Raw genomic sequence first — 10,598 nt, forward strand, 5'->3', positions numbered from 1 at the left:
TTCGGCAATGTACTACCGTAATTGTGCAAACAGCACTGCCACATCATCCGTCGTAAGCGTTCCAATGCGGACATACCGGATCGTACCCTCTTGATCGATAAAGTAACTGACCGGTATCGGCGAAATCTGGAACAACCGCGCCGCCTCTCCATCAACATCGAGCGCAATCGGGTAGGTGACTCCGTACCGCTGCACAAATTCGCGCACCGCCTCGTCACTGGTCTCCTGCCGACGCAGATTGACGCCGACAATGACCAGCCCTTCGGATGCTAATCGCTGGTGCGCTGCCTGCAACGCCGGGGTTTCTTCCTTGCACGGTTCGCACCAGGTGCCCCAGAAATTGACCAGCACAACCTTGCCGCGCAGGTCTGCCAGACGTACACTGCCGCCGTCAAGCGTCGGCAGCGCCACGTCTGGCGCGGGGCGGTTCAACTCGCCAACCGCAGGCAACGCAGCGCCGTTTTCACGACTAACCGTGAACCAGACCAGACCAATGATCAGGACGCCGAGAAACGCCCCTGCTACAGATGTGATCAGTTCGCGCCTGCTGATGCCTCTCCGTTGAGACGATGCGCGTTTTGGAAGCGTTGTTTGTTCATTCATACGTGTAAACGTTCCCGTTGCTGCATTTTAACACATTTGGCGGGAGCTGTATAGCGGAATATGAGCCCAGGAGTCCACGGCATTGCATAAGTGTTTGCGCCGGCCCTGAGTGCACAGGCAGCGCGCTGGTCAGTGACGAGTGATGAGCGATGAGTGACATGTCGCCTGCTCGTTGCCTCTTGCGCTGTTCCAGAGTATGCGGGCGGCGCGAACCGAGAACTTGTTGATCTCAATCCTGAAAAATTGGCATGACGCATCCTTGACAACACACAAAACATGGAATAGACTGGTTGTAGACTGGTCTAAAAAGGATAATGTCGTGATCACTATAGGATCGTACGAAGCAAAAACTCGCTTTTCCGAATTGTTGGCTCGTGTGCGTCAGGGTGAGCGCATTGTTATTACCCTCCATGGAACGCCGGTTGCTGTCCTTGCGCCGGTGGAAGAAACCTCCACACGTCCATATGCCGAGGTCATCGCCGAACTCCGGGCATTTCGCAGAGGGCGGCGCCTGAGCGGAATAACTGCGCGCGAGTTGATCGAGGAAGGGCGATCATGAGCGTCGATCAGCGGTTTGTCCTTGATGCATCTATCACTCTTGCCTGGTGTTTCGAGGACGAGAGCAGCAATCTGGCCGATCTGGCGCTGGATCGGTTGGCGCAAACCTCAGCACTGGTTCCTGCGATCTGGTCTCTGGAGATCGGAAACGCCTTGCTCGGCGCTGAACGACGCGGGCGGTTGAGCCAGGCGGCAAGCAATCGCTTTTTGTCGTTGATTCGGGGGTTGCCGATTGAGATAGAAGCTGTATCAGCACCTCGAATGCTGAACGATGTCGTCACACTGGCGCGTGAACAGGGATTGTCCACCTACGATGCCGCGTACCTGGAGACAGCCATGCGCAACGGGTTGCCGCTGGCAACGCTCGACACAGCGCTGCAACACGCAGCGGAACGCTGTGGCGTCCATCTCATTTCGTGACGCTCAGGCTTTTATTTGTGCGCCAGGCGCTGGCTTCGACAGGCTCAGCCAGCGCGGCGCGCAAGGCGGTTATTGTGCGGTTCGAGCGTTGTGAAAACCACGCTACCTGCGCGCCAGGTCGATCAGGCGCTGCGCTTCGTTGGCGACAGGTGATCCGGCGGGCGCCAGTGAAATAATCCGCTGCCAGACCTCAATGGCTTCATCGGTGCGCGGTGGTTGGGTCGATGCCAGGCACGAACCGAGATTGAGCAGCAGGCGCGTATCTTCGGGGCGTGCTGTCGTTGCCGCTTCGAGGTCCTTCAACCCTTCCACAACGAACGTCTGATCCCCGACGCCGGCGCCATAGAAGCAGCGAGAAGCGCCGAGGTCGCCGCGCGCGACGGCATTCGTCGGATCGAGCGCCAGGACGCGCTCGTAGGCTTTTGCCGCTTCGAGCCAGCGCGGCAGGCGTTGCTGGTACAACACGCTGTCGGGCGCCTGCTCTCGTACAATCTGCACGCTGTCGTACAGAAGGTTCGCATAGTCCAGCCACGCCTGCGCATCGTTCTCGTTCTGCTCGGCGAGTTGGCGGGCGCGGGCAATCATGGTCTCCAGCGCGTCCATCGGCGAAAGCGTGGGAGTGGGAACCGCCCGTGGCACACCCCCGCCACCGGTCAGGATCAATCCGCCAATGATCGACACCAGTGCAACTGCCAGCACCGCAATCACCGCTGCCGCCGGACCTGCAATTTGAGCCGATGGCGCCGGCTGGCTCAACGTAGGGCGGGCATTGAAATCGCGCGGACGCTCGGTATGCTGTGCCGGAGGAAGCGGACGGTAATCGGGCGCATCCTGGAAAGCCGCCTGCCGCTGTGCATCGTATTGCGCGCGGCGCTGCGCATCAGACAGCGTGGCATATGCTTCATCGATGATCGCCAGGCGCTGCTGCGCCAGTTGGACCAGATCCGCAGCAGCGCCGTTCAACTTTTGCGGGTCGTACTGTTCGCGCAAGCGCCGATAGGACGTGTTGATCGCCTCATCATCGGCATCAGGCGCAACGTGCAGGATCTCGTAATAATCCGGCATCGTCATATCAGCGCAAACTTACAAAGCGCGCCAGTTCGCCGAACCCGCGCGGCAGGCGCACCCGCCGCCCTTCGAGCGCGCCGCGCCCTTCGAGTGTGCGCCGCACCACTGCAATCAGGCCTCCGGTGACGCCGATGATCACTCCCAGCCACACCAGCATCACTCCCGGCTTCAGGCTCAGCGTGACGACGGCTTTCGCGGGATCAACCGGCAGGTTCAGCCCTTCGACGCGGATCAGCACCCGCCGCTGCATTGGATCGAACGCCGCCAGCGTCGCCTGGTGACCGCCAGGCAGCTCAGCAGGCAGATCCACAATGCTGCCAACCGGATCCGACGGGCTGGTCACCAACCGCACTTTGGGCGTCAGTTCGATCGATTCCCCTTCGTAGGTGACGCGCAGTTTCGCCCCCACATCGGCGCTGCCAGTGGCATGCGCATCCGGCACATCGAATGCCAGGAACGTAAACTCGTAGGGTCCAACCGTTCCCGACTGACCGATGCCCATATCCGCCATATTGCGGTCGTATGGCGGCTGATATTCCGACGGCGAGATGTAGACATCGCGGAACAATTCGCTTCGGATCGAAGGGGTCGCCATCGTGGCGCCCATCGTCTGATTGAAATAGAGCTGCGGCGTCGCGCTAAAGGTTTCGTTCCCGTGGGTCACGGTCAAGTCGAGAATGCCGCGACCCTCCGGCGTTTGTCGCCAGCCGTTGAACGTCACCGCATAGCCGAACGCGCTGACGCTCTCCCCTTCCGGCACGAGCAGGCGCACCTCCTCCGTCGCATACAGAGTCGAGGCAACCGCGCCAACCAGGAAGACCATCAGACCGACGTGCGCCAGGTAGCCGCCGATACGCAGCCAGCCGCTCCGCAACGTGCGCACAATCATCAGGACGTTCGTGCCCACCGCGAAAGCGCACAGGGTAACATACGCGAGCGGCAGCGGATCACGCGCACCGAGCAACAGTCCCACACACGCCACAACGACTGCCAGGATCGCCGGGAAGCGCAGCGCGCGGAGGAGCGACCGTTTGTTCGTGTCGCGCCACCCAAGCAGCGGACCGACGATCAGGAGGATCACCAGGATCAATCCCAGCGGCGGAACCGTCGTGCTGTAGAAATCGCCCACCAGACCGAAGCGCCCATCGGCGAACGGCTGCGCGTTGGGGTCGAAGGTCGTCCCATCGTCGATCTTGAACGAACCGGCGAAGATCGACTGCAACTGATGCCCGACGCCAGGGATGGCGGAGATGAGCGGCATCGACGTGCCCAACCCGACGACGGCAGCGATGACCAGCAGCGCAATAATTCCCAGCGCAAAGAAACTATCGCGCGAAAGGAGCTTATCGGAGAGCGGTCTGCCAGGAATATCGCGCCAGCGCCACGCCAGCGCACCGAACCCGCCAATCGCAAGGATCGCCAGTGAAGCGAAGAGGACGGTCTTCAGCCCTTCTTCGACGAACGAGTGCACCGAAAACGACGACAGCACGCCGCTGCGGGTCAGGAACGTCGAATAGAAGACGAAAATATAGGTAGCAATTGCCAGAGCGAATGTTGTGCGCCGCAATCCATGACCGGTGCGCTGCACGAGCATGGCGTGCAGCAACGCGGTTGATGTCAGCCAGGGCACCAGCGACGAATTCTCAACCGGGTCCCATCCCCAGTAACCGCCCCACCCCAGCGTCTCATATGCCCAGTAGCCGCCGAGCAGCAATGCCAGGCCGAGGAACACCCAGGCAGCCAGCGTCCAGGGCAGCGCATCGTGCACCCAGCCATCGTAGTCGCGGCGCCACAACCCGCCAATGGCGAAGGCGAACGGCACAGCCATGAGCGCGAAGCCGACGAACAACACCGGCGGGTGGATGAGCATCCACATGTTCTGGAGCGTCGGGTTGAGTCCTTTACCGTCCGGCGGCGTCACCGCCACGCCATTCTGCATCAGAGGCACAAACGGGTTGCGGATCAGCACATAGAACAGGAGCGCCGCCTGGATCGCCATAAAAATCGTGAGCACATACGGCTCGGAGTGGCGCGTGCGGCGCACCAGGAATTGCGCCGCAATCACCCCCCACAGCGCCCAGATCACGAACGACCCCGACTGACCAGCCCAGACCGCCGCCACACGAAAGGCTGGATCGAGCGCGCGCTCGGTGTAGTTATAGACATACTCAATATCGTACCGCTGCGCGATGAACAGATAGTTCAGCAGCGCCACAATCGCCAGCACTGCAACCAGCGTCATTCGCACGCCGACTTGCCCGAAAGTCAGCGCCGCCAGATTACCGCGCGGCGCCAGCGCATACCCGGCAGTCGCTAGCAGGGCGGACGCCAGCCCGGCGATGATCAGAGTTGTTCCAAGCAGATACATCCCACCCTCGATATCTAGAGCGCTTCTTACCCTGCGTAAGTCATGCCCGGACGTTGTGCGGGTTATGTCGGCTTCGACAGGCTCAGCCGACGCGACACGCGGCGCCGGAGTCAAACATAAAGACTGTACATGTTACTGCGCAGCCGATTGCATTTCCTGATATTTCGACGGGCATTTGACGAGCAGATCATCGGCGAGGAAAACGCCGCGCGCTGTATCGTAGTGGCCAATCGCCACGATGCTCACCGCCTGCTCGAAATTCGACGGTTTTGGTTTAGCGTAGACGACCGGAATCATCTTGCCCGTGTTGTCCTGCAACATAAAGACGAAGTTGCCATCGGCGTCGTACCTGCCCATATCGCCGAGGTAGCCGGCCAGTTGCACGCTGCGTCCGCTCTGCGTCGCTTCGTCGATGCTGACCGTGTACGGTCGGTACGACGCGGTCAGCCCGTAGTATCCCAGACCAATCGCCAGCACAATCACTGCCGCGCCAAGCATGTGGAGCGGCTTAATCGCCGGTGCACGGCGAACTGGAGAAGAAAACGTCGCCATTGTCGCCTCCTGGCGTCTCAAACGCTTACTCTTGAGCATCTGTCACCGATACCGCCTCGCGCGCGTGGCCATTGCGAGTTTCGAGGGTGACGCGCGGCGTCGCTGCCGGCTCAACCGGCGCTTCCTCATCGAGGCGGCGGCGCAGTTCGCGGGTGGCGCTATCGATCCGCCATAGAAAGATAAAAATACCGATCCAGACCGTCAGCGCCACTGCCAGCGCCGTGTAGATCGCAATCGCCGGTTCAAGCAGGAAGTTCATACGCCGCCTCCCGTCGCGCCAGACGCTCCTGCAACAGCAGCACGTCGGCACGAAGTCGATACAACCAGATAAACAACCCCAGAAAGCCAATATTTGCCGCCATAAAGGTCCAGAAAGTGCGGCTATTGCTCAGCAGCCCGCTTCCTGGCGCTTCCATGTTGAGCAGCACCCGACCATTCGCCAGATCGACGCCTTCGACCGCCAGAAGGAACTGTTGACCGGGGAACTCAGGACGATCCGCCGGTTTACCACTTGCCAGTTCAAACGACGGCTCCAGCAACGCCACCTCGCGCAAGCCGGGCATACGCACTTCCACCTGCGCAACCGCAAGATCGCCGCGTTGCTCAACCCCTTGCAGCGCCAGCACCACATCACCAAGCTGACCGATGCGCGTCCCATTCAATTCAAGCCAGATGCCGTCGCAATGGCTGCCCTGAATGAAGGCGCAATTCGGATGCAGCGTGCTATCGGCCATGCGCGGCGCAACGAACAGGAGGAACGGCATCGTCACTGCGGCGAACAGATTGTAGACTGCCGCGAGGCGACGGCGGCGCTCAACATCATCGAGCGCGGAACGCAGCGCGAAGTAGGCGGCATAGATCAGGAGCAGAATGAGAATCGTCGTCTCGCGCGGATCCCAGTTCCATGGCGTCCCCCAGACGATATTGGCGAACCACATCCCGGAAACGGTTGCCAGCGCGCAGAACAGGTATCCGGCTTCAGCCGCCGCCACGGCGCCGGCATCGTCCGCAGGTCGGCGTTTCCAGAGATAACGGATGCTGTACACTGCAGAAACAGCAAAGGCGACGGTTGTAATCCAGGCGGTGGGAACGTGCAGAATAATGATACGCCCGGCGTCGCCGAGGCCAACGTACTGCGGCACGATCAGGAACATCGCTACGACGATTCCGGACATCCAGACGCCAAGGAGGAACTTGGCAGCCTGATCGAGGCGAAGCCTGTCACTCATGGAACAGCTCTTTCTAGGCATCGCGCGGATGCTGATTGCTGAAATGATACTACATGTGACAGGGTAAATCAAATGTTTTTACGGTTCCCATACACTGTTGAACAGGAAAAGTGAAGCTGTAAAGAGAGCAATTGTATACCCCGCCAGCACCTGCAATGAACCGACGCCGCTCTCCCACCCGCGCCCCGCTATCGCATTGGCGCTTCCCTGAATGGCAACCACCAGCAGCGGCGCCAGCAACGGGAACGACAGCACTGCAAAGAGCGCCCCTTTCACGCTGGCGCGCGCAATGATCGCTGCGATCAACGTCGTCGCCGCCACCAGCCCCAGGCTGCCCGCCAGCAGCAGCGCCGCCAGCAACCCCGGGTTGCCCGCCTTCACCCGCAGCATGATGATGAAGAGCGTGGTCGTCACTGCAACGAGCAGCAGCAGCAGCGCCAGATTGAACAGCAGTTTACCGAGGAAAACAGCGGTCGGGCGGGCGGAAAGGCGCAGCGCAGCGGCAGTGCGCGCTTCTTCTTCCTGTACGAAGGCGCGTGCCAGACCGGTGAACGCCGCAAACAGAATAGCGACCCACAGCAGCGCCGCCTGGATGATCGGCAGGTCGGCATTGCGTGAGACGGTCAGCGGTCCCATCCCCAGGCTCATTGCCACAACGGTGCTGACGGCGAACAGCAGAATGGCGTTGAGCGCGTAGCGTGTCCGCAGCTCGCTGCGCACATCCTTGCGGAACACCGCCCACGCCGCCATCAGGAGCGGCGCTTCTGGCGGCATTGCGGTCGAGGAAGTCTCAATCGCGCTCTGAGGTGAAATATGCGGGTCCATCACGTTGTCTCGTTATGGCGCTCCAGATCCCCGGCGTCGCGGAACGTCGCAGGCGGGAGCGCTATTGCGCCAACCGCAGGATGTAATCGCCAAACCGTTCTTCACGCGGGTCATTGGTGGCAATGATTGTGATTCCATGATCGCGCTGCCGGGCGATCACTTGTTCGACCAGCGCCACACCACGCGCATCGAAGGTCACAGTCGGTTCGTCGAGCGCCAGGATCCGCGGACGGTGCAGCAACGCATAGGCATAACGCAACCGCTGCGTCATACCCGACGAGTACGCCGCCAGGAGATCGTCGCCGCGCCCGCCTAACCCAACCCGATCGAGCAGTGCTTCCAGGTCGGCGCGGGTGCAGCGAATGCCCCGCACGGCGGCGAAAAATGCCAGGTTCTCTAGGGCGGTCAACTCACGGTAGAGGTACAGATCGGGCGCAACCCAGCCAAGGAGGTGCAACGCCTCCGATGGGCGCAGGACCGTTCCGTTCGTCCTGATCACCACTGTGCCGCGCGCCGGGCGTTGCAACCCGCAGATAACCCGCAGCAACGAACTCTTCCCGCTGCCATTGGCGCCGGCCACGACCAGCGTCTCACCGGCGCACAACTCGAACGATACGCCCGCCAGCACCCGCCGCGCGCCGTACTCGATTGCCACGTCGTTGACGATTAAACGCAAAGGTTCGTTCATTCGCATCCATGTCGGGGTTCGACAGCGACATCCGGTATGGTACTGCGGAAGAGGCTTTCCGGCAAATGGAGGTTAGGGGTCAGGTTTCGCACCTGTTGTTCTGAATCCCAGAGAGGCGCAGAGGGCGTAGCACGCGAACGGCTTGCCTTCCCAAATCCCTCTCCGCTTCCCTTGAGTTCTCTCGTACCGCCTTCTCACCCATACTATACTATGGTCTCCTGGCTTCGCCATACTTCGCTTGTGACACGTCACACAGAACAAACCTTCCCGCGCCCAACGGAGACGGATCACGGGCAACTTTCGCCTCCTGGTGAGATGGTGCAAAGATAAAAGATAAAACGCACTGTGTCATGGCAGATCGCTGCAACGAACAAGAGGTGTTATCAGTTGTCAGATACCCCTATTGACATTCTTTTTTCCACATGCTATAGTTCTAACATAACTTCTGAGCATCAATCCAACTCCGTACTCTCAATTCAGCATTGTCAGTCTAAGATTGTTTAAGAAGTCTTGATGCACTGATAGAAACCATCAATTCCTTGGATGGCGTCACGTGCGCTTTGCGCCTGTATGGGAGGTTGCAGGCTCGAGACCTCTCTATGATCGATTCCCTTGCTTCGCTATCTATTTTTTTAGAATAAAGATAGAAAATACCTCTATCAGCATCAGGTTAGCTGTACGCCTGATAGCACGGTTTATTTTTCGCAATTTGCCCCAAAAGCTTGATCCTTTCATTCTGAAGGGATAATAAGGGCCTTTTTGCTCGAAGATAGCTCTTCGCACATCGATTTCGTGTAGGCGCTCAGAGAACAGGAGGAAAGCCAATGAAGACAATGAAGGCCGCCGTCGTCCACGACTTCCAGCAACCGTTGCGGATCGAGGAATGGCCCAAGCCGGAGCCAGGACCTGGCGAAATCGTGGTCAAAATCGAAGCATCGGGTCTGTGTCACACCGATATTCACGCGGCGCACGGCGACTGGCCCGTCAAGCCGAAACTGCCCTTCATTCCCGGTCACGAGGGAGTAGGAATCGTCGAGAGCGTCGGATCAGGCGTGACCAACGTAAAGGAAGGCGACCGCGTGGCAATCCCCTGGCTGGGGCACGCATGCGGCGATTGCAAATATTGCGCTTCCGGCTGGGAAACGCTCTGTGAACGTCAACTCAACACCGGCTACTTCATCGATGGCGCGTATGCTCAGTATGCCAAAGCCTTCGCAAAGTATGTGGGGATTGTTCCTTCGGGCATTTCGCCGCTCGACGCTGCGCCACTGACCTGCGCAGGCGTCACGACCTACAAGGCGGTGAAAGTCTCCGGGGCGCGTCCTTCGGAGTTGGTCGCCGTCTTCGGCGTCGGCGGGTTGGGGCACCTGGCGTTGCAGTACGCCAAGATTGCCGGAGCGACGGTGGCGGCAATTGACCTGCTCGATGAGCGGTTGCAGGCTGCGCGAGAACTCGGCGCCGACATCACGATCAATGCCAGCACGCATGATCCGGTTGAGGAACTCAAGAAATGGGGCGGCGCCGACGCCGCGATCTGCGTGGCGGTATCGCCAAAGGCATTCGAGCAGGCGTATCGATCACTGAGCCGTGGCGGACGACTGGTGTTCGTTGCGCTCCCTGCCGATAACTATATCCAGTTGCCGATCTTCGAGACGGTGCTCAATGGCATCCACGTCATTGGCTCGATTGTTGGCACTCGCGTAGACCTGGCGGAGACATTTGCGCTGCATGCTGCCGGAAAGACGCGCGTTCTCTACGAGACTCGCGCGCTCGAGCAGGTGAACGAGGCGTTTGAGGACGTGGAGCACGGTCGCAACAAGGCGCCGCGCATCGTGTTCTCCGAACTCTGAGTTGGTGCATTTCCTTTCTCGCGCTCATCCTCTGCCCCTCATCCCCCCGCCCCCCCCTTCTCCCACACGGGGAGAAGGGAGCAGTGGCGCCCCTCTCACCTCTTGTCTCTTACCTCTACCCGGACGCGGAAGACGCCTGCTTGCCCCTCTTCCCCCCTGCTCCCACACGGGGAGAAGGGGGAGGTTACACCCCTCTCACCTCCTGTCTCTTACCTCTACCCGGACGCGGAAGACGCCTGCTTGCCCCTCTTCCCCCCTGCTCCCACACGGGGAGAAGGGAGCAGTGGCGCCCCTCTCACCTCCTGTCTCTTACCTCTACCCGGACGCGGAAGACGCCTGCTTGCCCCTCTTCCCCCCTGCTCCCACACGGGGAGAAGGGGGAGGTTACACCCCTCTCACCTCCTGTCTCTTACCTCTACCCGGACGCGGAAGACGCC

The 10,598-nt window shown here is 60.2% G+C and carries 11 protein-coding genes; 3 read left to right on the forward strand and 8 right to left on the reverse strand.

All coding sequences use genetic code 11. The features are described 5' to 3' along the window. Positions 1-12 precede the first annotated feature (12 nt). On the reverse strand, positions 13-603 hold the full coding sequence (locus AC3EA7_RS12890; protein WP_488614466.1) for a TlpA disulfide reductase family protein: 591 nt from the start codon (positions 601-603) through the stop codon (positions 13-15). Positions 604-922: 319 nt separating this feature from the next. On the opposite strand from AC3EA7_RS12890, the gene AC3EA7_RS12895 reads away from it, so the two are divergent. Continuing rightward, entirely contained in the window at positions 923-1,162 is a 240-nt protein-coding gene (locus tag AC3EA7_RS12895; RefSeq protein ID WP_488614467.1) for a type II toxin-antitoxin system Phd/YefM family antitoxin, read from the forward strand. Beyond that, positions 1,159-1,581, forward strand: a complete 423-nt coding sequence (locus AC3EA7_RS12900) for a type II toxin-antitoxin system VapC family toxin (protein ID WP_488614468.1) — start codon at positions 1,159-1,161, stop codon at positions 1,579-1,581. Before AC3EA7_RS12895 ends, AC3EA7_RS12900 begins: the two co-directional genes overlap by 4 nt. A gap of 102 nt (positions 1,582-1,683) precedes the next feature. Here AC3EA7_RS12900 and AC3EA7_RS12905 read toward each other — a convergent pair whose 3' ends face one another. The 7 genes from AC3EA7_RS12905 to AC3EA7_RS12935 all read right to left on the reverse strand — a co-directional run bounded on the left by AC3EA7_RS12905 (position 1,684) and on the right by AC3EA7_RS12935 (position 8,311). Then, positions 1,684-2,652, reverse strand: a complete 969-nt coding sequence (locus AC3EA7_RS12905; RefSeq protein ID WP_488614469.1) for a J domain-containing protein — start codon at positions 2,650-2,652, stop codon at positions 1,684-1,686. A 1-nt stretch (position 2,653) separates the two neighbouring features. Next, the gene (locus AC3EA7_RS12910) at positions 2,654-5,017 is read right to left on the reverse strand and encodes a heme lyase CcmF/NrfE family subunit (protein WP_488614470.1); all 2,364 of its coding nucleotides are present in this window, start codon (positions 5,015-5,017) and stop codon (positions 2,654-2,656) included. Between the two features lie 132 nt (positions 5,018-5,149). Continuing rightward, complete coding sequence (locus tag AC3EA7_RS12915; protein ID WP_488614471.1) at positions 5,150-5,569, reverse strand: cytochrome c maturation protein CcmE domain-containing protein; 420 nt, start codon at positions 5,567-5,569, stop codon at positions 5,150-5,152. A 25-nt stretch (positions 5,570-5,594) separates the two neighbouring features. Beyond that, a complete protein-coding gene (locus tag AC3EA7_RS12920) occupies positions 5,595-5,828 on the reverse strand; it encodes a hypothetical protein (protein WP_488614472.1) in 234 nt (77 codons plus the stop codon). Further along, on the reverse strand, positions 5,812-6,819 hold the full coding sequence (locus tag AC3EA7_RS12925; protein WP_488614473.1) for a cytochrome c biogenesis protein: 1,008 nt from the start codon (positions 6,817-6,819) through the stop codon (positions 5,812-5,814). Before AC3EA7_RS12925 ends, AC3EA7_RS12920 begins: the two co-directional genes overlap by 17 nt. Before the next feature lie 57 nt (positions 6,820-6,876). After that, positions 6,877-7,623, reverse strand: a complete 747-nt coding sequence (locus AC3EA7_RS12930) for a heme exporter protein CcmB (RefSeq protein ID WP_488614474.1) — start codon at positions 7,621-7,623, stop codon at positions 6,877-6,879. Between the two features lie 61 nt (positions 7,624-7,684). After that, a complete protein-coding gene (locus tag AC3EA7_RS12935; RefSeq protein ID WP_488614475.1) occupies positions 7,685-8,311 on the reverse strand; it encodes an ABC transporter ATP-binding protein in 627 nt (208 codons plus the stop codon). 824 nt (positions 8,312-9,135) lie between these two features. Here AC3EA7_RS12935 and AC3EA7_RS12940 point away from each other — a divergent pair. After that, positions 9,136-10,161, forward strand: coding sequence for a zinc-dependent alcohol dehydrogenase (locus AC3EA7_RS12940; RefSeq protein WP_488614476.1), 1,026 nt, complete (start codon positions 9,136-9,138; stop codon positions 10,159-10,161). Positions 10,162-10,598: the final 437 nt, after the last annotated feature.

It is taken from the genome of Roseiflexus sp. (genome assembly GCF_057785375.1).

What these genes read in the sequence shown, in the direction of transcription:
- AC3EA7_RS12915 (WP_488614471.1), bottom strand. Translation starts at nt 5,569, where the DNA reads ATGGCGACGTTTTCTTCTCCAGTTCGCCGTGCACCGGCGATTAAGCCG.
- AC3EA7_RS12940 (WP_488614476.1), top strand. Translation starts at nt 9,136, where the DNA reads ATGAAGACAATGAAGGCCGCCGTCGTCCACGACTTCCAGCAACCGTTG.
- AC3EA7_RS12925 (WP_488614473.1), bottom strand. Translation starts at nt 6,819, where the DNA reads ATGCCTAGAAAGAGCTGTTCCATGAGTGACAGGCTTCGCCTCGATCAG.
- AC3EA7_RS12920 (WP_488614472.1), bottom strand. Translation starts at nt 5,828, where the DNA reads ATGAACTTCCTGCTTGAACCGGCGATTGCGATCTACACGGCGCTGGCA.
- AC3EA7_RS12890 (WP_488614466.1), bottom strand. Translation starts at nt 603, where the DNA reads ATGAATGAACAAACAACGCTTCCAAAACGCGCATCGTCTCAACGGAGA.
- AC3EA7_RS12900 (WP_488614468.1), top strand. Translation starts at nt 1,159, where the DNA reads ATGAGCGTCGATCAGCGGTTTGTCCTTGATGCATCTATCACTCTTGCC.
- AC3EA7_RS12935 (WP_488614475.1), bottom strand. Translation starts at nt 8,311, where the DNA reads ATGAACGAACCTTTGCGTTTAATCGTCAACGACGTGGCAATCGAGTAC.
- AC3EA7_RS12905 (WP_488614469.1), bottom strand. Translation starts at nt 2,652, where the DNA reads ATGACGATGCCGGATTATTACGAGATCCTGCACGTTGCGCCTGATGCC.
- AC3EA7_RS12910 (WP_488614470.1), bottom strand. Translation starts at nt 5,017, where the DNA reads ATGTATCTGCTTGGAACAACTCTGATCATCGCCGGGCTGGCGTCCGCC.
- AC3EA7_RS12930 (WP_488614474.1), bottom strand. Translation starts at nt 7,623, where the DNA reads ATGGACCCGCATATTTCACCTCAGAGCGCGATTGAGACTTCCTCGACC.